Annotated in this window: 18 protein-coding genes; 12 read left to right on the plus strand and 6 right to left on the minus strand. The window is 73.9% G+C overall.

Annotated features, from left to right (window positions below):
* Window positions 1–502 precede the first annotated feature (502 nt).
* The 3 genes from ileS to ABEA81_RS12570 are packed head-to-tail and all read left to right on the plus strand — an operon-like array spanning window position 503 to window position 4,734.
* Entirely contained in the window at window positions 503–3,643 is a 3,141-nt protein-coding gene (ileS, locus tag ABEA81_RS12560; RefSeq protein ID WP_345605162.1) for an isoleucine--tRNA ligase, read from the plus strand.
* 11 nt (window positions 3,644–3,654) lie between these two features.
* Window positions 3,655–3,930: a DUF167 family protein gene (locus ABEA81_RS12565; protein ID WP_345605163.1), complete on the plus strand. Its 276-nt coding sequence runs from the start codon at window positions 3,655–3,657 to the stop codon at window positions 3,928–3,930.
* A 42-nt stretch (window positions 3,931–3,972) separates the two neighbouring features.
* Complete coding sequence (locus tag ABEA81_RS12570; RefSeq protein ID WP_345605164.1) at window positions 3,973–4,734, plus strand: class I SAM-dependent methyltransferase; 762 nt, start codon at window positions 3,973–3,975, stop codon at window positions 4,732–4,734.
* A gap of 12 nt (window positions 4,735–4,746) precedes the next feature.
* Here ABEA81_RS12570 and ABEA81_RS12575 read toward each other — a convergent pair whose 3' ends face one another.
* From ABEA81_RS12575 to ABEA81_RS12585, 3 genes are read right to left on the minus strand one after another with little or no spacing between them, the layout of a single operon-like run.
* Entirely contained in the window at window positions 4,747–5,523 is a 777-nt protein-coding gene (locus ABEA81_RS12575) for a DUF4097 family beta strand repeat-containing protein (protein ID WP_345605165.1), read from the minus strand.
* Between the two features lie 2 nt (window positions 5,524–5,525).
* Window positions 5,526–6,179 carry a response regulator transcription factor gene (locus ABEA81_RS12580; RefSeq protein ID WP_345605166.1) on the minus strand — a complete coding sequence of 218 codons (654 nt, stop codon included), beginning with the start codon at window positions 6,177–6,179 and terminating at the stop codon, window positions 5,526–5,528.
* Between the two features lie 11 nt (window positions 6,180–6,190).
* On the minus strand, window positions 6,191–7,510 hold the full coding sequence (locus tag ABEA81_RS12585; protein ID WP_345605167.1) for a sensor histidine kinase: 1,320 nt from the start codon (window positions 7,508–7,510) through the stop codon (window positions 6,191–6,193).
* Window positions 7,511–7,669: 159 nt separating this feature from the next.
* Between ABEA81_RS12585 and ABEA81_RS12590 the strand changes: the two genes are divergently transcribed.
* The 7 genes from ABEA81_RS12590 (at window position 7,670) to ABEA81_RS12620 (ending at window position 14,503) form a co-directional block, all read left to right on the plus strand.
* A complete protein-coding gene (locus tag ABEA81_RS12590) occupies window positions 7,670–9,163 on the plus strand; it encodes a potassium/proton antiporter (protein WP_345605168.1) in 1,494 nt (497 codons plus the stop codon).
* A gap of 8 nt (window positions 9,164–9,171) precedes the next feature.
* Complete coding sequence (gene lspA / locus ABEA81_RS12595) at window positions 9,172–9,798, plus strand: signal peptidase II (RefSeq protein ID WP_425570533.1); 627 nt, start codon at window positions 9,172–9,174, stop codon at window positions 9,796–9,798.
* A gap of 37 nt (window positions 9,799–9,835) precedes the next feature.
* Window positions 9,836–10,720 carry an RluA family pseudouridine synthase gene (locus tag ABEA81_RS12600; RefSeq protein WP_345605363.1) on the plus strand — a complete coding sequence of 295 codons (885 nt, stop codon included), beginning with the start codon at window positions 9,836–9,838 and terminating at the stop codon, window positions 10,718–10,720.
* A 73-nt stretch (window positions 10,721–10,793) separates the two neighbouring features.
* A complete protein-coding gene (locus tag ABEA81_RS12605; RefSeq protein ID WP_345605169.1) occupies window positions 10,794–11,474 on the plus strand; it encodes a hypothetical protein in 681 nt (226 codons plus the stop codon).
* An 88-nt stretch (window positions 11,475–11,562) separates the two neighbouring features.
* Entirely contained in the window at window positions 11,563–12,273 is a 711-nt protein-coding gene (locus ABEA81_RS12610) for a DUF998 domain-containing protein (protein WP_345605170.1), read from the plus strand.
* Window positions 12,270–13,283 carry a DMT family transporter gene (locus ABEA81_RS12615; RefSeq protein WP_345605171.1) on the plus strand — a complete coding sequence of 338 codons (1,014 nt, stop codon included), beginning with the start codon at window positions 12,270–12,272 and terminating at the stop codon, window positions 13,281–13,283. The genes ABEA81_RS12610 and ABEA81_RS12615 overlap by 4 nt, the downstream gene beginning before the upstream one ends.
* A 41-nt stretch (window positions 13,284–13,324) precedes the next feature.
* Complete coding sequence (locus ABEA81_RS12620; protein WP_345605172.1) at window positions 13,325–14,503, plus strand: glycosyltransferase; 1,179 nt, start codon at window positions 13,325–13,327, stop codon at window positions 14,501–14,503.
* 61 nt (window positions 14,504–14,564) lie between these two features.
* Here ABEA81_RS12620 and ABEA81_RS12625 read toward each other — a convergent pair whose 3' ends face one another.
* Both ABEA81_RS12625 and ABEA81_RS12630 read right to left on the minus strand, forming a co-directional pair.
* Entirely contained in the window at window positions 14,565–15,632 is a 1,068-nt protein-coding gene (locus ABEA81_RS12625) for a glycosyltransferase family 4 protein (protein ID WP_345605173.1), read from the minus strand.
* Window positions 15,633–15,642: 10 nt separating this feature from the next.
* Window positions 15,643–16,533, minus strand: coding sequence for an alpha/beta fold hydrolase (locus tag ABEA81_RS12630; RefSeq protein ID WP_345605174.1), 891 nt, complete (start codon window positions 16,531–16,533; stop codon window positions 15,643–15,645).
* A gap of 461 nt (window positions 16,534–16,994) precedes the next feature.
* Between ABEA81_RS12630 and dnaE the strand changes: the two genes are divergently transcribed.
* Both dnaE and ABEA81_RS12640 read left to right on the plus strand, forming a co-directional pair.
* Window positions 16,995–20,537 carry a DNA polymerase III subunit alpha gene (gene dnaE / locus ABEA81_RS12635; RefSeq protein WP_345605175.1) on the plus strand — a complete coding sequence of 1,181 codons (3,543 nt, stop codon included), beginning with the start codon at window positions 16,995–16,997 and terminating at the stop codon, window positions 20,535–20,537.
* On the plus strand, window positions 20,534–20,779 hold the full coding sequence (locus tag ABEA81_RS12640) for a hypothetical protein (RefSeq protein ID WP_345605176.1): 246 nt from the start codon (window positions 20,534–20,536) through the stop codon (window positions 20,777–20,779). Before dnaE ends, ABEA81_RS12640 begins: the two co-directional genes overlap by 4 nt.
* Before the next feature lie 156 nt (window positions 20,780–20,935).
* Here ABEA81_RS12640 and ABEA81_RS12645 read toward each other — a convergent pair whose 3' ends face one another.
* Window positions 20,936–22,312: an amidase gene (locus tag ABEA81_RS12645; protein ID WP_345605178.1), complete on the minus strand. Its 1,377-nt coding sequence runs from the start codon at window positions 22,310–22,312 to the stop codon at window positions 20,936–20,938.
* Between the last annotated feature and the right edge of the window lie 55 nt (window positions 22,313–22,367).

The following is a 22,367-nucleotide window of genomic DNA, read 5'->3' on the forward strand; positions in this document are numbered from 1 at the left end:
CGCCCACGCGAGACGAACCGCACCGCCGCCGACCGGCAGTGGTCCCGTTCCCGACGGGGATCGCCGGAATCGGGACCAACGCTCAGATGGAGGGCGTTGCCGGATCGTCCGGTCGATCACGATCAAGGGCGCCGCGGACCCCCGCACATGGTCACGTCGACCCCACACGTCCCGGCCGGCCACCCGAGACCCATGGCGTCGACGTGATCATGAAGCGAGCGCTGGAGGCGGTGTCGCTCCCCGCGGGGCCCGGCGGAATATGCCGTGGCGGCCTGGCGCTACTCTGATGGCACAGGCACCGATCCGGCCATCACCGGGGAGCCTCCGGAAGAAACGCCCTCGCCGGGCGGAGTAGAACCGGACGGGAGCGGCCCGTCACAGCCGTCCGAACGAGAGGCCGTTCCGTCCCGGGGCGGCAAGCGGGGTGGTACCGCGGCGCTCGCGCGAGCGTCGTCCCCGTGCCGGCAGCACCACGAGCCACGCACGAGGAGCACCACCAGCCATGAGCGACCGTTACCCGTCGGTTCCCGCGCACCCGTCGTTCCCCGCGCTCGAGCGGGAGGTCCTGGACGCCTGGGAGCGCGACGACACGTTCCGCGCCTCGGTCGACGCCCGGCCCACCGGCGAGAACGGCAGCAACGAGTTCGTCTTCTACGACGGGCCGCCGTTCGCCAACGGGCTGCCGCACTACGGCCACCTGCTCACCGGGTACGTCAAGGACGTCGTCCCGCGCTACCAGACGATGCGCGGCAAGCACGTCGAGCGCCGGTTCGGCTGGGACACCCACGGCCTGCCCGCCGAGGTGGAGGCCGAGCACCAGCTGGGGCTCAAGAGCAAGGCCGAGATCGACGAGATGGGCGTTGCCGCCTTCAACGCGGCCTGCCGCGCGTCCGTGCTGCGCTACACGGGGGAGTGGCGCGAGTACGTCACCCGTCAGGCCCGGTGGGTCGACTTCGACAACGACTACAAGACGCTCGACCTGGACTACATGGAAAGCGTCATGTGGGCCTTCAAGACCCTGTGGGACAAGGGCCTGGTCTACCAGGGCTTCCGCGTCCTCTGGTACTGCTGGCACGACGGCACGCCGCTGTCGGCCACCGAGACCAAGATGGACGACGTCTACCTGGACCGCCAGGACCCCGCCGTCACCGTGGGCCTGCGGCTGCACGCGCCCGGGTCGGACCTCGACCGCGCGCTCGCGCTGGTGTGGACCACCACGCCGTGGACGCTCCCGTCGAACCTGGCGATGGCGGTGCACCCCGACGTCGAGTACGCGCTCGTGGCGGTGAACGGGGAGCGGTACGTGCTCGCCTCCGCCCGGCTGGGGGCCTACGCCCGCGAGCTCGGCGAGGAGCCGGACGTCATGCGGACCTTCCGCGGCTCCGAGCTGCTCGGCCTGTCCTACACGCCGCCGTTCGACTTCTTCACCGGCTGGGAGAACGCCCACCGCGTGCTCGCCGCCGACTACGTCACCACCGACGACGGCACGGGGCTCGTCCACATCGCGCCCGCCTTCGGCGAGGAGGACAAGGTCGTCACCGACGCGGCCGGGATCCCGGTGGTCGTGCCGGTCGACAGCAAGGGCGAGTTCGACGAGCGCGTGCCCCCGTACGCGGGCATGCAGGTGTTCGACGCGAACCCGCACATCATCGCCGACCTGAAGCGGGGCGCCCCGTACGCGAAGGGCGTGCTGCTGCGCCACGAGACCTACGACCACCCGTACCCGCACTGCTGGCGCTGCGGCAACCCGCTGATCCAGCGCGCGGTGGACTCGTGGTTCGTGAAGGTCACGGCGTTCCGGGACCGAATGGTGGAGCTGAACAAGCAGATCACCTGGGTGCCCGCGCACGTCAAGGACGGCCAGTTCGGCAAGTGGCTGGAGAACGCCATCGACTGGTCGATCTCCCGCAACCGGTACTGGGGCTCCCCGATCCCGGTGTGGGTGAGCGACGACCCGAACTACCCGCGCACCGATGTCTACGGCTCGCTCGACGAGCTGGAGCGCGACTTCGGCGTGCGGCCGACGGACCTGCACCGCCCGTACATCGACGATCTGACCCGGCCCAACCCGGACGACCCCACCGGGAGGTCCACCATGCGCCGGGTGCCCGAGGTGCTCGACTGCTGGTTCGAGTCGGGCTCGATGCCGTTCGCCCAGGTGCACTACCCGTTCGAGAACGCCGAGTGGTTCGAGGACCACTACCCGGGCGACTTCATCGTCGAGTACAACGGGCAGACCCGCGGCTGGTTCTACACGCTGCACGTGCTGGCCACGGCGTTGTTCGACCGGCCGTCGTTCCGCTCCTGCGTGGCGCACGGGATCGTGCTGGGCGACGACGGGCTGAAGATGTCCAAGTCGCGCAAGAACTACCCGGACGTCAACGAGGTCTTCGAGCGCGACGGCTCCGACGCCATGCGGTGGTTCCTCATGGCGAGCCCGATCCTGCGCGGCGGGAACCTGGTCGTCACCGAGCAGGGCATCCGGGAGGGCGTCCGCCAGGCGATCCTGCCGCTGTGGAACACCTGGTACTTCCTGTCGCTCTACGCCGGGCGCCGCGGCGTGCGGCGCACCGACTCGCCGCACGTGCTCGACCGGTACGTGCTCGCCCGCACCGCGGCCCTCGTCGACGAGCTCACCGCGGCCCTCGACGTCTACGACATCGCGGGCGCGTGCGAGCGGGTGCGCGACCACGCCGAGACCCTCACCAACTGGTACGTGCGGCGTTCGCGCGATCGGTTCTGGGAGGGCGACCAGGACGCGATCGACACCTTGCACACCGTGCTGGAGGTGACCTGCCGGGTGGCCGCACCGCTGCTGCCACTCACCACGGAGCGGATCTGGCAGGGCCTCACCGGTGAGCGGTCGGTGCACCTGGCCGACTGGCCGTCGAGCGGGGAGCTGCCCCACGACGCCGCCCTGGTGACGGCGATGGAGCGCGTGCGGCAGGTCGCGTCGGCCGCGCTGTCGCTGCGCAAGGCGCGGGGGTTGCGGGTGCGGCTGCCGCTGGCCCGGCTCACGGTGGCCGCCACCGACGCCGAGTCGCTCGCTCCGTTCGCCGACATCCTGCGCGACGAGGTGAACGTCAAGGACGTCGCGCTGACCACCGACGTCGCCGCCCACGGGCGGTTCGACGTGGCGGTCAACGCCCGTGCCTGCGGGCCGCGGCTCGGTGGGGACACGCAGAAGGTGATCCGCGCCGTGAAGTCGGGGGCGTGGGCCCGCAACGAGAAGGGCACCGTCACCGCGGCCGGGATCGAGCTCCTCGACGGCGAGTTCACCGAGAAGCTCGTGGCGGCCGACCCGGACTCGACCGCCGCGCTCCCGGGATCCACCGGGCTCGTCGTGCTCGACACCGCGATCACGTCGGAGCTCGCCGCCGAGGGCACCGCGCGCGACGTCGTGCGGGTGGTGCAGCAGGCCCGCCGCGACGCAGGCCTCGACGTCGCCGACCGGATCGGCCTCACCCTCGACGGCCCGGCCGGTGTGCTCGACGCCGTGCGCGCGCACGAGGCGTTCGTCGCGGGGGAGGTGCTCGCGGAGTCCGTCTCCTACGGCGCCGCGCCCGAGCCGACCCTGCGCGGCACCGTCGCCGCCCCCGACGGCACGAGTGCCGAGCTCGCGGCGCTGGTCGCCCGCGTCTGACCCGCGGGGGCGTGCGGATCAGCGTGCGGGTCCGGCCAGGGGCGCGCCGGGACGAGGTCGGCGGAACCTGGGCGGGCCCGCGCGGCCCGGCGCTCGTCGTGGCCGTACGGGCCCGTGCGGTGGCGGGCGCGGCGAACGCGGCCGTGACGGCGGCGCTCGCCGCCGCGTTCGGGGTGCGCCGTGGCGACGTCGAGATCGTCACCGGGGCGCGCGGGCGGGACAAGGTCGTCGCGGTGCGTGGCGATCCGACGGTGCTCGCTGCCCGGTTGGTCGAACTCATGACCTGATCGGGCTGCCCGAAGGGACGCAGGGAGGCATACTCGTGGCTCATGGGGGGACCGGCGGCCACACGGTGGGCGGAGCTCCAGGAGGGTCGCGGGATCCCGCCGGAGATCCTCGCCCGGGCGCCCGCCGACCCGTGGCACCACGAGGTCACCTTGTTCACGCCCCCGGTCGAGCCCCTCGACACGCCCTCGCGCCAGGCGGCGCAGGCGCTGCTCCCCGATGCGGGCAGCGTGCTGGACGTCGGTTGCGGCGGCGGCGCGGCGTCGTTCGCGCTCGCCGACCGGGCAGGCCACCTCACCGGCGTCGACCAGCAGCAGGACATGCTCGACGCGTTCGCGGCGGAGGCCGGGGCGCGCGGCCTGCCGCACCGCACCGTGCTGGGCCGGTGGCCCGGTGCCGCGGCCGCCGCGGGCACCGCCGACGTGGTGGTCTGCCACCACGTGCTGCACAACGTGGTGGACCTCGTGCCGTTCCTCGAGGCGCTCACCGCGGCGGCCCGGCGCGGCGTCGTCGTCGAGATGATGGCGCAGCACCCGATGGCCTGGCTCGATCCGCTCTGGGTGCGGTTCCACGGACTGCGCCGGCCTGCGCCCGCCACCACCGACGACGCCGTCGCGGTGCTGCGCGAGATCGGCGTCGAGCCGGTCGTGCAGCGCTGGGAGCGTGCGGTGCCGCCCCGGCAGGACCCGGTGTGGGTCACGCGCAGGCTGTGCCTGCAGGAGGAAGCCGTGCCCGAGGTGGCCGGCGCGCTGGAGCGGCTGCGGCGCCCGCGCACGGCGGCCACGCTGTCCTGGCGCGCGGGCTGACCCGGCTCCCCGTCAGCGGGAGGGGCGGACGGTGACGTCGCCGGTGTCGCCGTCGACGCGCAGGCTGCGCGTGGAGGCCGAGTCGAGCGGCACGAGCACGCGTTCCTCGCCGGACCGGGTGTGGGCGTCGACGCGATAGGTCGTGCCGGCCGGCACCGCCAGGTCGACCTCCCCGACGTCCGATCTGATGTCGACCGACTGCGGGGGCATCACCAGCTGCAGTCGGACGTCGCCCGTGTCGGACTCGGCCCGGAGCACCTCGGTGCGCAGGGACTCGCCCCTGATCTCACCCGTGCGCGAGCGCAGGTCGAGCGGGCCGGCGAGCTCGACGGCGGTGATGTCGCCGGTGATCCGCTCGATCCTCAGCGCCCCGGAGAGGCGGCTCGCGACGACGTCGCCCTCGACGCCGTCGACCACCACCTCGAACGCGGGCGGCACCTGGACGTCGTGGCGGATGTCGCAGCGGACCGCGAGGAACTCGCGGCACCCGGCGTCCAGCCGGACGCCCGCCGGCGTGACCTCCTGCACGATCTCGGGCCGGCCCAGCCCGTGCCGGACGACCGTGTGCACGTGGACCTGCCCGTCCGGGCTCGGGCCGATCGTGACGTCCCCGTCGGCGTCGACCACGACCCGGTCGGTGGCGGGGGTGAACGCGTTCGTGCGTTCGACGGTGCGGGTCATGACCTCGGACAGCAGGCCGAACGCCCCGGTGCCGCAGACCAGCGCGACCATGAGCACGGCGGCGGCCACCACGACGGGGTTCGCCTTCGCCTTCGCGGGCGCGGTCACGATCATTCCTCCAGGTACTTGAGCACGGCGAGCACGCGCCGGTGGTCGGTGGCCGCCGCGGGGAGCGCGAGCTTGCCGAAGATCCCGCTGATGTGCTTCTCGACCGCGCCCTCGCTGACCACGAGCTCGGCGGCGATGCCGGCGTTGGAGCGGCCCTCGGCCATCAGGGCGAGGACGTCGCGCTCGCGCGGGGTGAGCGCAGCGAGCGGCGCGGCCCGCCGGGAGCGGGCGAAGATCTGCGAGACCACCTCGGGGTCGAGGGCGGTGCCGCCGCCGCGGACGCGGTGCAGCGCCTCGACGAACGTCTCGACGTCGGCCACCCGGTCCTTCAGCAGGTAGCCCACACCCCGGGTGTCGCCGGCGAACAGCTCCGTGGCGTAGCGCTCCTCGACGTACTGCGACAGCACGAGCACGGCCACCTCGGGCCAGCGGGACCGGATCACCAGCGCCGCCCGCAGCCCCTCGTCGGAGTGGGTGGGTGGCATGCGGACGTCGGCGACGACGACGTCGGGCTGCCGCTCGGCGACCGACCGCAGGAGCGACTCGCCGTCGCCGACGGCGTCGACGACCTCGAAGCCCGCCTCGACGAGCAGCCGGGACAGGCCCTCGCGCAGCAGCACCGAGTCCTCGGCGACGGTGACGCGCGCTGACGTCATCGCTCCAGGGGTCATCGGACGAGCCCCGCGGGGCCCGTCGGGAGTTCGACGGCGAGGACGGTGGGCCCGCCGACGGGGGAGTCGACGCGCAGCTGGCCGTCGACGCCGGACACGCGGTCGGCGAGGCCGCGCAGCCCGGTGCCGCGGTCGGGGTCGGCGCCGCCGACGCCGTCGTCGGTGACGGTGATCCAGACCGGTCCGCCGCGCTCCCGCCGCACCGTGACCGTCGCGCTCGCGGCGCCCGAGTGCCGGGCGACGTTGGTGAGCGCCTCGGCCACCACGAAGTAGCCGATCGCCTCGACGGTGGAACTGGGCCGCTCCTCGAGCTCCACGGTGAGCTGGACCGGCACCGGGCAGCGCACGGCGATCGCGGAGAGCGCGGCGTCGAGCCCCCGGTCGGTGAGCACCGGCGGGTGCAGGCCGCGGATGAGACCCCGCAGCTCGGTGACGGCGTCCTTCGCCTGCTGGTGGGCGTCGTCGAGCAGCTCGCCGACGGCAGCCGGGTCCTGCTTGTACCTGGCCTTGGCCCGGCCCAGCGTCATCCCCAGCGCGACGAGCCGCTGCTGGGTGCCGTCGTGCAGGTCGCGCTCCAGCCTGCGCCGCTCGGCCTCACCCGCGTCGACGACCCGGGCGCGGCTGCGCTCCAGCTCGTCCACCCGCCGGGCGAGCACCTCCGGCACCGGCCCGAGCAGGGTGCGGGCGAAGGCGGTGTCGGCGGCCGCGAGCGCGCGCAGCACGGTGGGGGCGGCCAGCAGCAGGACGAGGCCGAGGCCGGCCAGGAGCGCCCGCCCGCCCCCGGTGTCGACGAAGGGGATCCCGTACGCGGTGGTGCCGTCGGCCGGGTCCGCGAGTCCGAGCAGCGGCGTGGCCAGCAGCGCCACCGCACCGGACAGCAGCACGTACGTGATCCCGCAGGTGACCACGCCGACCGGCGCGGCGAGCAGCTGGTGGACCGCGCGGCGGCGCACGCCGGGGTCGCGCAGCAGGACGCCGCCGTAGCGCAGCGGGTGGCGCTGGAACGCCGGCAGCGGCTGGGCGCCGATGTCGACGCCGAGCAGGATGCGGTAGCGGGCGCGCTCGAGGCGGGCCGTACCCGCGCTCACCCACGCGGTGACGATCCACACCGGCACCCCGAGCAGCGCGAGCGGGAGCAGCACGACGCTGAAGAACAGCCCCATGCCCAGCACGAACGCACCGGCCGTGCCGACCGCGGCGTCGAGCAGCAGATGGGCGGCCGCGAGCCAGGTGGCCGGGGCCACCAGCGCCCGCAGCGGGTCGCTGTGCGGCGGGCGTGCCGCGGGGGCGCCCTCCACGGGCGGCGCGATCACCATGCGAGCAGGCTAAGGAGCCGCGTCCGGGGTACGCCATCCCGTTGGTGCCCCGCCCGGGGTGGGGCCAGCCCCCCGCCCCCGGCCCGCCGTCGCCCGGTAGGGCGGGTTACGGCAGGGCCCACGACCTGCGCCGATACCGTGTGCGGGGCGGAGGTGGGCATGGCGAGCCTGGAGATGGCGCTCGGCGTCGCGGCCGCCGTGGTGCTGCTCGGGGTGTTCGCCGTGCGGATCTCGGTGCGGCTCGGCCTGCCGTCGCTCCTGCTCTACCTGGCGATCGGGATCCTGCTCGGCGAGTCGGTGCTCGGCATCCAGTTCTCCGACGCCCGGCTCACCGAGTCGCTCGGGCTCGCCGCGCTGGTGCTGATCCTCGCCGAGGGTGGGCTCACCACGCGCTGGTCCGCGGTGCGGCCCGCGACCGGGGTGGGGATCGCGCTCGCGACGGTCGGGGTGGCCGTCAGCATCGGGGTGGTCGGCGTGGGACTGCACCTGCTGCTGGGGCTGGACTGGCGCGCGGCGTTCCTCTGGGGTGCGGTGCTCTCGTCCACCGACGCCGCCGCGGTGTTCTCGGTGCTGCGCGGGGTCGGCGTCTCCCCGCGGGTGGCCGGGGTGCTGGAGCTCGAGTCCGGCTCCAACGACGCGCCCGTCGTGCTCGCGGTGGTCCTGCTGGCCTCGGCCGACCCGATCACGTGGCTGACCCCGCTGCTCGTCGGCTACGAGCTGGTCGCGGGCGGCCTCGTCGGCGGGCTCTTCGGGATCGCCGGGGCGTGGGCGCTGCGCCGGGCGGCGCTGCCCGCCACCGGCCTCTACCCGCTCGCCACGCTCGCGGTGTGCGTCCTCGCCTACTCGGCCGCGCAGCTCGCCCACGCGTCCGGCCTGCTCGCCGTGTACGTGGCGGCGCTGGTGCTCGGCAACGCCGACCTCCCGCACCGCGGCGACGTCCGCTCGTTCGCAGAGGGGATGGGCTGGCTGGCGCAGATCGGGCTGTTCGTCCTGCTCGGCCTGTTCGTGTCGCCGCCGAGGCTGGTCGATGCGATCGTGCCGGCACTCGTCGCGGGGGTGGTGCTCATCGTCGCCGCGCGCCCGCTCTCGGTGCTGGCGGCGGCGGCGCCGTTCCGGGTGCCGTGGCGCGAACAGGCGTTCCTGTCCTGGGCCGGCCTGCGCGGGGCGGTGCCCATCGTGTTCGCGCTGGTCGCGTTGATCGAGGGGGCGCCCACCGGACGGGCGCTGGTGGACGTCGTGTTCGTGCTGGTCGTCGGGCTCACCCTGATCCAGGGCACCACGCTGCCGTGGGTCGCGCGGCGGCTGCGCGTGTCGCGGGCGGCGCAGCCGCGCGAGATCTCCGTGGACGCAGCCCCGCTCGACGAGCTCTCCGCCGACCTGCTGCAGGTCCAGGTTCCGGTCGGGTCGCTGCTGCGCGGGGTGTACCTGCGCGAGCTGCGCTTGCCGCGGGGTGCCATGGTCAGCCTCGTCGTGCGGGACGGCCAGGGTTTCACCCCCACCGAGGACACCCGGCTGCGCGAGCACGACCAGCTGCTCGTCGTCACCACGGCCAAGGCGCGGAAGGCCGCGGAGGCCCGGATCCGGGCCGTCGACCAGCACGGGCGCCTCGCGCGGTGGCACTCCGGACGGGAGGCGAGCGACGGTAGGGGATGATGGACGGTGTGAGCGAGCAGGCGAGTCAGCGACCGGGGCCCGGATCGGGACCGGGACCGGAGCCGGGTGAGGCGCCGGCGAACCCGGCCGCGCCCACGGTTCGGCTGCTGTCCCTGATCGCCGTCGCCGTGCTCGCCCTCGACATCGTCACCAAGGCGGTCGCGGTCGCGCAGCTCGAGAACAGGGCGCCGGTCGAGATCCTCGGCGGCCTGGTCTACCTGCAGCTCGTGCGCAACCCGGGCGCGGCCTTCTCCCTCGCCACCGGCTACACGTGGGTGCTCACGATCGTCGCGATCGCCGTGGTCGTGGTGATCGTGCGGGTGGCCCGGCGGCTGCGGTCCACGGGGTGGGCCGTCGCGCTCGGGCTCGTGCTCGGCGGCGCGCTGGGCAACCTCACCGACCGCCTGTTCCGCGCGCCCGGGCCGCTGCACGGGCACGTCGTCGACATCGTGTCGCTGCTCGCCCCGAACGGGCGGGTGTGGCCGGTGTTCAACCTCGCCGACTCCTCGATCGTCACCGGTGGCGTGCTGCTCGTGCTGCTCGCATTGCTCGGTAGGGAGCTCGACGGCACGCGCAGCGCAGCCGAACGCCGCGGCCGCGAGCAGGCCGGGAAGGACGAGCCCGCCGGTGAGTGACACCCGCCAGCTGCCGGTGCCCGACGGGCTCGACGGCATGCGCGTCGACGCCGGCCTGTCCCGCCTGCTCGGCCTCTCCCGCACGGCGGTGGCCGCGCTCACCGAGGACGGTCGGGTGGCCGTCGACGGGCGCGCGGCCGGCAAGTCCGACCGGCTGACCGCGGGCGCGTGGCTGGAGGTGCGGCTGCCCGACCCGGAGCCGGTCACCCCCATCACCGGGCCGGAGGAGGTGGTGGCCGGGCTCACCGTGCTGCACGCCGACGACGAGATCATCGTCGTCGACAAGCCGGTCGGCGTCGCGGCGCACCCCAGCCCCGGCTGGACCGGCCCCACCGTGCTCGGCGGGCTCGCCGCGCTCGGCTACCGCGTCTCGACGTCGGGCGCCGCCGAACGGCAGGGCATCGTGCACCGGCTGGACGTCGGCACCACCGGGGTGATGGTCGTCGCCGCCGCCGAGCACGCGTACACCGTGCTGAAGCGCGCGTTCAAGGAGCGCACGGTCGACAAGCGCTACCACGCCGTGGCCCAGGGCCACCCCGACCCGTCGAGCGGCACCATCGACGCCCCGATCGACCGGCACCCGCGCCACGACTACAGGTTCGCGGTCGTGGCCGGCGGGAAGCCCAGCATCACCCACTACGACACCGTCGAGGCGTTCCGCGCGGCGTCCCTGCTGGACGTGCGTCTGGAGACCGGGCGAACGCACCAGATCCGGGTGCACCTCGCGGCCCTGCGGCACCCCTGCGTCGGCGACCTCACCTACGGGGCCGACCCGGTGCTCGCGAAGCGGCTCGGACTGCAGCGGCAGTGGCTGCACGCCCGCTCGCTCGGATTCGAACACCCGGCCGACGGGCGCTGGGTGGAGTTCACCAGCCCCTACCCGCCCGACCTGGAGCATGCCCTCGATCTGCTGCGTGACTAGGAGCCCGAACCCCCGGCGGTGCCCGTCCGCCGCGCCGTGGACACTGGATGGCCGAACGGCGTCGTGGACAGGGGTGAGCGTGACCGGGCGGGCCAGGACGGGGGTGCTGCTGGCGTGCGCCGCAGTCGTGCTGGTCACGGCCTGGTACGCCGGGTCGCGGGTGCCTGCCTCCGCGCCCGCGCCCGCCCCCGGATCGGTGCGACTGGGCCCGGAGCCGGGGGAGGAGGTCGCCGCGTACCTGCACCGGCTGCCCGTGGAGCTGCCCGCGCCCGGGGTGGAGGCGCTCGCGCTCGTCCAGTTCGCGGCCGAGCTGCCGGCAGCTGCCGCGGTGCCGGCGGTCGCGGGCACGGTGCCCGTGACGGCGGTGCTGCGGGTGCCGCTGCCCCGCGTGCAGACGGCCCTGCGCTTCGAGCCCCTCGAGCAGGGTGCACCGGTGCGGGCCGCCCTCGACGCCGCGCGGCAGCGGGCCCGGGAGACGGCGGCCGCCGACGCGCAGCGGCAGACCGGACGGGCGGCGCAGGTGGCCGCGGCGGAGGCCACGGCGCTCGCCGACCCGGCAGCGCCGTGCGTGCTCGCGGTCGTCGTCCGCGCGCAGCGGGCGGGCCTGGACGCGGTGGCCGCACGGCCGGGGGTGCGCGCGGTGCAGGCGGCGCCCGCCGGGGTCACCGCTCGCGAGCTGGCACTCGCCCCGCTGCTGCCCGAGCAGGTGGAGCGGGCCGACCCGCCGCCCGACGACGGACCGGTCCCGTCATGAGACCGACGGGCGGGTGGGGGATTACCCCCGGATGGACTCGGTGGAGATCCTGATGTCCGTCTCGGAGCTGGGCTGGCACGGTATGCCCATGACGTCGACCGGGGGGCACGGGCGCGAGCCCGCGGGAGTCGCGTGGCCGGGGGAGTCGATCGTGACCGCGGCTGTGATCGTCGCGCTCCTCCCCCTCGGGTTCCTGCACGTGAGCAGCATCGGGTCGCTCGACCCGCTCACGGCCGTGATCAGCGACTACGTCTTCCAGCCGGGTGGCTACGCGCTCCTCGGGGCCGCTGCCATCAGCATGGCCGTGGCGTGCACCGTGCTCGCCACCGGTCTGCGTCGCGCCGGCCTGCCGGCCGCGCGGGTTCCCACCGCGTTGCTCGTCAGCGCCGCGGTGGCGCTCGTGCTCGTGGCGCTCTTCCCGACCCACACCCCGGGCACCACGCCCGGTCTGGTCTCCACCGTGCACCGCGTCGCCGGCGGGTGGGCGTTCACGGCGCTGCCGCTCGCGGCGTGGCTGGTGGCGGTGCGCGCCCGGACGGCGGCGCCGTGGCAACCCGCGGCCGCACCACTGACCTGGGCGGCCGGGATCGCCGGCGCCGTCAGCGGGTTCTTCCTGCTGAATCATGTTCCGATCGTTATCGCCGGTTCACCGTTTTCACCCTTCCTCGGCGGCGTGCAGCGTGTTCTCTGTGTAGCGGTGATGGTGGTGCTGGTGATGACGGCCCGGGCGACCCGGCTCGCGACGGAGAGCGTCGAGAGCCCGGTGCCCGCCGCCGGGAGCCTGCGAGGTGCCGCATGATCGGCATGTTCGGCGATCTCGCCGGACCGGGTCTCGCGATCGTCCTCGCCCTCCTCGGCGCCGTGTGCTTCGCCGGGGCGGCGGTGCTGCAGCACAGCGCGGTCACCGCGGGCTCCCGCCCGGACGAGGACGACCAGCCCGGCAAGGTGCTGTCCCTGCGCGGCCTGCGCGAGATCACCCGGAGGCCCGGTTGGCTCGCCGGCCTCGCCCTCGCCGGCGGCGGCTCCGTGCTGCACGCCACGGCGCTCGTGCTCGCGCCGCTGTCGGTGGTGCAGCCGCTGGGCGTGCTGGCCGTCCCGATCGCGGTGCTGCTCACCGCCATGCGCACCGACCGCAGGCCGGCTCCGGGTGTGGTCGTGGGCGTGCTGCTCAGCGTCGCGGGCGTCGCCGTGTTCGTCGGCGCCGCGGCCGGCACCGCCGTCAGCTCGCCGCCGCCCGACCAGTCCACCATGATCGCGAGCCTCATCGTCGCCGCCACCGTGCTCGCGCTCGCCGCGCTGGGCCTCGCCCGCTCCGGCTGGGTGCGCTGCGTGGCATGCGCGATGGCGGGGGCCACGGCGTTCGGCCTGGTCTCGGCGCTCGTGCGGGCCGTGTCGCAGTCCGTCGTCGCGGGCGACGTCGGGCCGCTCGAGCCGCCGGTGCTCGCTGCGGTGGCGGGGATCGCTGCCGCCGTGCTCGTCGGCGGGTGGCTCGTGCAGCAGGCGTTCGCGGCCGGCCCGCCCGAGGTGGTCATCGCCTGCCTCACGGTCGTCGACCCGATCGTCGCCGTGCTGCTCGGTGCCGTGCTGCTGGGCGAGGGGGTGGCCACGCCGGCCGAGACGTGGTTCCTGCTGGCCGGGGCCGCGATCACCGCCACCGCCGGCGTGATCGCGCTCGCCCGCCACCACCCCGACGCCGCGGCCGCTCGCGCCGCCCGTCTCGGTCCGGGGGCGGCGGCGTCGCCGCTGCCGGCCCCACCGTCCCCGCCGGCCGCGCCGCTGCGCCCGGCCGACCCCGTGCACCGCCGGTGATCCCCAGCGCCGGCCCTTTCCACTCGAGAGGACACAATCCCGTGAAGCCGCTTCGGATCCTGATCGGCGCGGAGACCTACCCGCCCGACGTCAATGGCGCCGCACGCTTCGCCGAACGCCTCGCCACCGGGCTCGTCGGGCGGGGACACGAGATCCACGTCGTCGCCCCGTCGCCCACCGGTCCCGCGTCGCGCGAGGTCCGCGACGGCGTCGTCGTGCACGGTGTGCGCTCGCACCGCTACTACCAGCACGACGGCTTCCAGGTCTGCATGCCGTGGGAGGCGTTCCCGGCGACGGCGGCGCTGATGGGCGAGATCGACCCCGACGTCGTGCACACCAACGCGCACATGGTCGTGGGGCGCGGGATCGTGCGGGCCGCGCACCGCACCGGCCGCCCGCTCGTGGCCACCAACCACCTCATGCCGGAGAACCTCATCGGCTACAGCCCGATCCCGCGGCCGCTGCGGCGCGCCTTCAACAAGTGGGCGTGGCGCGACCTCGGCCGGGTCTTCGGGAAGGCCCAGGTCGTCACGGCGCCCACCCCGCGCGCGGTCGAGCTGCTCGTGCGCCACGCCGGGCTCGTCGACGCGTTCCCGGTGTCGTGCGGGATCGACGCCGACCGCTACCGCACCATCCCGCACACCTCCGGGCCCGTCCCCACCGTGCTGTTCGTCGGCCGCCTCGACCAGGAGAAGCGGGTCGACGAGCTGATCAGGGCGTTCGCCGCCCTGCCCGACGGCGTGCCCGGCCGCCTGGAGATCGTCGGCGACGGCGCGCGCCGCGAGGAGTGGAGCGCGCTCGCCGCCGGCCTGGGCCTGGAGGAGCGCGTGCGCTTCCGCGGCTTCATCTCCGAGCAGGAGCTGCTCGAGGCGTACGCGGGAGCCGACCTGTTCTGCATGCCCGGGATCGCGGAGCTGCAGAGCCTCGTCACGCTCGAAGCGATGGCCGCGGGCCTGCCGGTGATCGCCGCCAACGCGATGGCACTTCCCCACCTCGTGCGCCCCGGCCGCAACGGCTGGCTCTACACCCCGGGCGACGTCCCGGAGCTCACCACCCGGCTCGCCGCGCTGCTGGGCGACGCCGCCACCCGGCGCCGGATGGGTGCCGCGAGCCGCGAGATCGTGGCGGCCCACGGGTCCGAGGCCACCCTCGACCGGTTCGAGGGCATCTACGCCCGGGTGCTCGGCCGCGAGGCGGTGGGGATGCGCCGGGCGGCTTGACCCCCTTGCCGCAAATGCCACTTCCGTGCAAAGAGGTGGCGTGGAAGTGGCTTTGCTGCGATCAGCGCCGGGACGGGGCCACGCGTTCCAGGAGCGCCAGGAGGATCCTCGCCGAGGCCTCCCAGCTGTAGTGCTCCGCGCGGGCACGGGCGGCCGCGGAGCGCCGCTGCCAGACCTCCGGGTCGTCGAGCTCCTTCACGGCGCGGACGAAGCCGTGCACGTCGTCCGGGTGGACGTACGCCGCGGCGTCCCCGCCGACCTCCCGGAACACCGGGATGTCGCTCACCACCAGCGGCGTGCCCAGCGCCATCGCCTCGACCAGCGGGATGCCGAATCCCTCGTCACGTGATGCGGAGACGAGCGCGGTGGCGCCGCGCAGCACGTCCCGGTAGGTCTCGTCGCTCGCGCCGTCGTGGAACACGATCCGGCCGCCGGGCGCGAGCGCGGTGAGCCGGGCGCGCTCGTCCGGGCCGATGCGGCTCATGAGGTGCAGCTCGTGGTGGGGGAGCGCCGGCATCGCGCCTGCGAGGGTGCCGACGTTCTTGTAGGGCATGAACGAGCCCATGTAGACCAGCGCACCGGTGCGCGGGAGGCGCGGGAGGTCGGGAGCCGGGTCGGGCGCGTTCGGCACCACCGTGACGGGCCGGCGGGTCAGCCGGTGCTGCGCCATCAGGGCCGCGGTCGTCTCCGAGACGGTGACGACCGCGTCCGCGCGGTTCAGCAGCACCCGCTGCGGCCACCACGCGAGGTGGTAGAGCCGCCACAGCAGCCGGATCGGCAGCGCGAACTCCGGCGGCGGGGTGCGGTTGCGGTAGTAGATGAGGTCGTGCAGCGTGAGGACCAGCGCGTAGTCGCGGCCCCAGCTCCCCATCGTCTGCATCGGGGAGAACACCACATCGGCCCCGAGCCCGCGCACCTGCCGGGCGACGAGGGGCTCCCGGATGCTCGTCGGCGCGCTCACCCGGTGCCACGGCAGGTCCGGCAGCGCGGCGAGCTGGCGTTCGTCGCTCACGAGCAGCTCGACGCCCGGGTGCAGCCGCGCGAGCTCGGCGGCAAGGCCCACCGTGTAGCGGCTGATGCCGTCGTGGTGGCCGGTGCGCACGTACCGGCAGTCGAAGAGGATCTTCACGGCGGCATCGTCAGCGCAGTGCCGCGATGAAGGCGTCGATCTCACGCGCGACGGCCGAGGGGGCCTCGTAGTGGGCGAGGTGCCCGGTGGCGGGCACCACCGCGAGGCGGGCGTCGGCGAACCGTGCGGCCAGCGCCCGCTGGGCGGCGAGCGGCGCGATGTCGTCGCGCTCGGCCGCGACGAGCAACGTCGGCACGCCGACCGCCCGCGCCGACTCGGCGACGTCGTGGCGCACCGACGCGTGGAACGCCTCCAGGAGCGTGCGCCGGTCGGCGAACGTGGAGAAGTACCGGCCGTGCTCGGCGTGGATCCACCGGCGCAGCGCGGCGTCCGGGGTGGTGGCCATGGCGACGCTCGCGATCCGCGTCATCAGCGGGTGGCGCAGCAGCCACGTGCCGGCAGCCTCCGGGAGCGCCCCGGCGAACCGGTGGTAGAGCACGGTGAGCCCGGTCAGGAACCGGCGTGGACCCGCGAGCGCCGACGCCGCGATCGGGTTGACGAGCACCAGGCCCCGCACGGTCGCACCGCCCGCGACGGCGGCGGCCGTGACGATCGAGCCGAAGGAGTGGCCGGCGAGCACCGCGTCGCCTCCCGGCGCGACGGCGGTGAGCAGGTCGCGCGTCCACGCCGAGTAGCCGGCGATGTCGTGCCGGTCGGACGGCAGCGGCGGGGACGCCCCGAACCCCGGCAGGTCGGGCACGACGACCTGGACGCCGTCGAGGTGGGCGACGATCGGTTCGAGGCCGTGGTGGTCGCCGCGCAGCCCGTGGACGAACACCACGCGGTGGGCGGCGTCGTCGGGCCCGTACACCCACAGCCGCGTGCGCCCGCCCCGCAGCTCGAGCTCGTCGGGGCGCACCGGTACGCGCGCGACGAGCTCGGCGTAGGGAGAGGCGGACATCGCGCACGAGTCTAGAGAGGGCTTGCACCCGTAGGCGCTCCCGCACCGGGGCTTGATCACGTGCGGCGCACTGGACGAGCGGCGCTCTCGTCCGATGGGTATGGACGAACGTGCCGCTCGTGCGATGTGCGGTGAACCGGCACCGCCTCCGGTGGCGCCGCGCGCCCCATCGGGCAGGCCCCGGCCAGCCCGCCCAGCCTGCCGGAGGGGTGGCCCCGCATCATGGGCGGCCGCCGGAGGCCCTCGAGGCGGGCGGGGTGGGGCCGACACGCCGGTCGGCGGGGTGAGCAGGGGGTTCGGTGGGGGCGGGGACCGGGTTCTCGGAACTGTCGGGGACCGGAGCTAATCTGAGCCGTCCCCAGCGTCCTCGTCGCCCGGCGGGTCCGAGGCCGGGCGACGAAGGTCAGGTCCTGCGTGTTCGCGCGTCGCCCCGGCGGCGCCAGGAGGGAGCTCCCCACCCCATGGCGGCCAGCAGCACCGACAGCTTCGTCCACCTGCACACCCACACCGAGTTCTCCATGCTCGACGGGGCGGCGCGGCTGGACGACCTGTTCACAGAGGCCGCGCGGATGGAGATGCCGGCGCTGGCGATGACCGACCACGGCAACGTGTACGGGGCCTACGAGTTCTGGCGCAAGGCCAAGGCCCACGGCGTCAAGCCGATCATCGGGATGGAGGGCTACCTCTCGCCCGGCTCCCGGCACGAGCGCAAGCGCGCCACGCTGGGTGGGCAGCAGGTCAGCGACGACAACCCGGGTGAGATGTACACCCACATGACGTTGCTGGCCGAGAACACCGAGGGGATGCACAACCTCTTCCGGCTCTCGTCCCTGGCGAGCCTCGAGGGCTACTACTACAAGCCCCGCATGGACCGGGAGCTGCTGGAGACCTACGGCAAGGGGATCATCGCCACCACCGGCTGCCCGTCCGGCGAGGTGCAGCGGCTGCTGCAGCAGGACCGCTTCGACGATGCCTGCCAGGCCGCGAGCGACTACCGCGACATCTTCGGCAAGGACAACTTCTTCTGCGAGCTGATGGACCACGGCATCGCGATCGAGAAGCAGGTGCAGGAGGACCTGTTCCGGCTGAAGAAGCTGCTCGACCTGCCCGGCCTCGCCACCAACGACCTGCACTACACCTACGCCGAGGACGCCAAGCCGCACGAGGTGCTGCTGTGCGTGCAGACCGGCAAGACCCTCGCCGACCCGGGCCGGTTCAAGTTCGACGCGCAGGACTTCTACCTGAAGTCGGCCGCGGAGATGCGCGCCCAGTGGGACCCGCAGTTCCCCGAGGCCTGCGACAACACGCTGCTGGTCGCCGAGCGGGTCGACGTCGGGTTCACCGAGGGCCAGGACCTCATGCCGCGCGCGCCCGTCCCCGAGGGGGAGACGGAGGAGAGCTGGCTGGTCAAGGAGGTCGAGCGGGGCCTGCACCGGCGGTTCCCCAACGGGATCACCGACCGGTACCGCAAGCAGGCCGAGTACGAGGTCGGCGTCATCATCCAGATGGGTTTCCCCGGCTACTTCCTCGTGGTGGCCGACCTCATCCAGCACGCCAAGTCCGTCGGCATCCGGTGCGGCCCCGGCCGCGGCTCGGCGGCGGGCTCGCTGGTGGCGTACGTCCTCGGGATCACCGACCTCGACCCGATCGAGCACAAGCTGATCTTCGAGCGGTTCCTCAACCCCGAGCGCATCTCGATGCCCGACATCGACATGGACTTCGACGAACGCCGGCGCGGCGAGATGATCCGCTACACCACGGAGAAGTACGGCGAGGACCGCATCGCGCAGATCATCACGTACTCCACGATCAAGGCGAAGGCCGCGATCAAGGACTCCGCGCGGGTGCTCTACGGCCAGCCGGGCTACGCGGTGGCCGACCGCATCTCCAAGGCGATGCCGCCCGCGGTGATGGGCAAGGACATCCCGCTCTCGGGCATCTTCGACCCGTCCCACAAGCGGTACTCCGAGGCCACCGAGGTTCGGGCGCTGTACGAGGCCGATCCTCAGGTCAAGGAGATCATCGACACCGCGCGGGGCCTCGAGGGCCTGAAGCGGCAGTGGGGCGTGCACGCCGCCGGCGTCATCATGTCGAGCAAGCCGCTGATCGACGTCATCCCGATCCAGCGCCGCGAGGCCGACGGCGCCATCATCACGCAGTTCGACATGGGCGCCTGCGAGACGCTCGGGCTGCTGAAGATGGACTTCCTCGGCCTGCGCAACCTCACGATCATCGACGACGCGCTGGACAACATCGAGCTCAACGGCAAGCCGAAGCTCGAGATCGAGAGCGTGCCGCTCGACGACCCGAAGACCTACGAGCTGCTCGGACGCGGCGACACGCTCGGAGTGTTCCAGCTCGACGGCGGCCCGATGCGCGACCTGCTGCGGCGCATGGCGCCCACCGAGTTCGACGACATCTCCGCCGTCGGCGCGCTGTACCGGCCCGGCCCGATGGGCGCCAACGCCCACAACGACTACGCCGACCGCAAGAACGGCCGGCAAGAGGTCACCCCCATCCACCCGGAGCTGGCGGAGCCGCTCAAGGACATCCTCGGCGAGACCTACGGCCTGATCGTCTACCAGGAACAGGTCATGGCGATCGCCCAGAAGCTCGCGGGCTACACGCTCGGCAAGGCCGACCTGCTGCGCCGTGCCATGGGCAAGAAGAAGAAGGAGATCCTCGACAAGGAGTACGAGGGTTTCGCCCAGGGCATGAAGGACCACGGCTACTCGGCCGACGCGGTCAAGACGCTGTGGGACATCCTGCTGCCGTTCTCCGACTACGCGTTCAACCGCGCCCACTCGGCCGCGTACGGCGTGGTGTCGTACTGGACGGCCTACCTCAAGTCCAACTACCCGGCCGAGTACATGGCCGCCGTCCTCACGTCCGTCCGCGACGACAAGGACAAGGCCGCGGTCTACCTGGCCGAATGCCGGCGCATGGGCATCACGGTGCTGCCGCCGGACGTCAACGACTCGGTGCGCAACTTCGCACCGGTCGGCGACGACATCCGGTTCGGCCTGGGTGGCATCCGCAACGTCGGCGAGAACGTGGTCGACGCGATCGTGGCGGCGCGCAAGGAGAAGGGCGCGTTCACCGACTTCTCCGACTTCCTGCGCAAGGTCGACGCGGTGGTCTGCAACAAGAAGGTCATCGAATCGCTGATCAAGGCCGGGGCGTTCGACTCGCTCGGCCACCCGCGCAAGGGCCTGCTCCTGGTGCACGCCGATGCGATCGACGCGGTGATGACCACCAAGAAGGCCGCCTCGATGGGCCAGTTCGACCTGTTCGGGTCGATGGACGGCTCGGCGCCCTCCGAGCTGGACGCCGTGTTCGACGTGAAGGTGCCCGACGACGAGTGGGACAAGAAGCACCGGCTCGCCGTGGAGCGGGAGATGCTGGGGCTCTACGTGTCCGGCCACCCCCTGCACGGGGTGGAGCAGGTGCTGCTGTCCAAGTCGGACATGTCGATCTCCACGATCCTGGAGGGCAACGTCCCGGACGGCCACCAGGTCACCATCGGCGGCATTCTCACGGGCGTGAACCGGCGGGTGAACAAGAACGGCGAGCCGTGGGCGTCGGCGCAGCTGGAGGACCTCGCGGGCGGCATCGAGGTGCTGTTCTTCCCGCGGTGCTACCAGGTGGTCGGCGTCGACGTGGCCGAGGACGCGATCGTGCTGGTCAAGGCCAGGGTCAACAAGCGCGACGACCGCCTCTCGCTGATCGTGGCCGACCTCGCGGTCCCCGACCTCTCGGCCGGGGCGGGCGGTGCCGGCGCGCCGGTGAAGGTGAGCATCCGCACCGAGCTCGTCACCCCGCAGCGGGTGTCGAAGCTCAAGGAGGTGCTGTCCCACCACCCCGGCACGTCCGAGGTGCACCTGAACCTCGTCTACGGCAGCAAGACCACCACGTGGAAGCTCGACGACGGCCTGAAGGTCACCCACTCCTCGGCGCTGATGGGCGACCTGAAGGCGCTGCTGGGGCCGGGGTGCCTGGGATGAGTGGTCCGTTCGGCCCGCCGGACCCCCAGCAGGGGATGAACGCCGACGAGCACTTCCGCAACGCCCACCGCTACCTGGCGGAGGCGAAGCGGCGCACGTCGCAGCTGGGGAAGGACGACCACGGCGCGGCCGAGGAGATCCAGATCCTGCTGGGGATCGCGCAGGTGCACGCCACGCTCGCCGCGGCGCCGCAGGCGCAGCGGATCCCGCCGTCGCCCGGGCAGCCCGGCGCGCCGCGGTAGGCGCGAGCCCAGACCTCGGCGAGGGTGCGCGCGGTTCTGGTGGTGGCACACCAACAGCGGCGCTGACACACGAACTGCAGTTGGTGTGTGGGCGCCACGGTTGGTGTGTCGCGGTCGGGCCCACCACGGTCGTATTCGGGCAGCGGGCTGGGCGGGTCAGGGCGGCGCCGGGCTGAACCCGACGAGGCGCTCCACCACCTCGGCCACGGCGAGCAATCCGAGGTCGTCGTGGTCGCGGCCGACGAGCTGCAGGCCCATGGGCACGCCCGCTGCGCGGCCCATCGGCAGGCTGATCGCGGGGTGCCCGGACTGGTTCACCACCGCGGTGTTGCGGGGGAGCGGGGCCACCGCGGGGGAGCCGGGCTCGCAGTCGGCGAGCAGCGGCGGCAGCACCGGGAGCGTCGGCATCGCGAGCACGTCCGCCTCGCTGAGCGCGGCGCGCATCGCCTCGACGACGAGCCGGCGGGCGCGCAGCGCCCGGATGTAGTCCTGCGCGAGCACGTACCGCCCTGCGAGCAGCCGGTGCCGCAGCTCGGGGGAGTAGCGCTCGGGGTGGGCGTCGAGCGTCGGCTGGTGGAACACGTAGGCCTCGGCGAACATCGCCACCCGCAGGAGCGGCACGAGGTGCCCGACACCCATCGGCACCGGCACGAGCCGCGCCCCGGCGCCCGCCGCGAGATCGAGCGCGTCGCGGGCCGCCTCCTCCACCCGCGGGTCGAGGTCGGACCAGAACCAGTCCGCCGGCACGCCGATGCGCACGCCGCGCAGGTCGGCACGGGCGGCCGCGGGTGCGGCCCGCCGGGAGGACGAGTGCGGGTCGTCCGGGTCCGGCCCGGCGAGCACCTCGAGCACCGCGCGCGCGTCGGCCACGGTGCGGGCGAGCACCCCGACGTGGTCGATGTGCTCCATGCTGGTCGGCGCGACCCCGCGCAGCGGCACCAGCCCGTGGGTCGGTTTCAGACCGACCAGCCCGCAGCAGCTCGCCGGCATGCGCACCGAGCCCGCGGCGTCGGTGCCGAGGGAGGCGTACCCGACGCCGAGCGCGACGGCAGCGGCCGAGCCGCCGCTGGAGCCGCCGGCGATCCGGTCGGGGCACCACGGGTTCGGCACCGTCCCGTGGAACGGGTTGATCGACGTGGAGCCGAAGGCCAGCTCGTGCAGGTTGGTCTTGCCGAGCACGATCGCCCCGGCGGCCTCGCTGCGGGCCACCGCGGGCGCGTCGGCCACTGCGACCCGGTCGGCGAGCACCGGCGACCCCGCGGTCGTCGTCAGGCCGGCCATGTCGATGTTGTCCTTGACGGTCACCGGCACGCCGTGCAGCGGGCCCGGCGGTGCGCCCGCCGCGAGAGCCCGGTCGGCGGCCACGGCGGCCTCCCGCGCCCGGTCGGCGAGCGGGGTGACGAACAGGTTCGATCCGGCGAACCGGTCCGCGCGCTCCAGCGCCGCGTCGACCACCTCGGTGGCCGAGACCTCCCCGGCCGCGAGCGCGTCGCGGATCCCGACCAGCGGGAGGTCGGCGAGCTCGCCCGTCACTTCCGGCCGCCGGCGGCGAGCACCAGCGCGTTCGGCACCTCGCCGAGCGGAAGGG

It is taken from the genome of Pseudonocardia adelaidensis (assembly GCF_039543345.1).
Taxonomy (GTDB): domain Bacteria; phylum Actinomycetota; class Actinomycetes; order Mycobacteriales; family Pseudonocardiaceae; genus Pseudonocardia; species Pseudonocardia adelaidensis.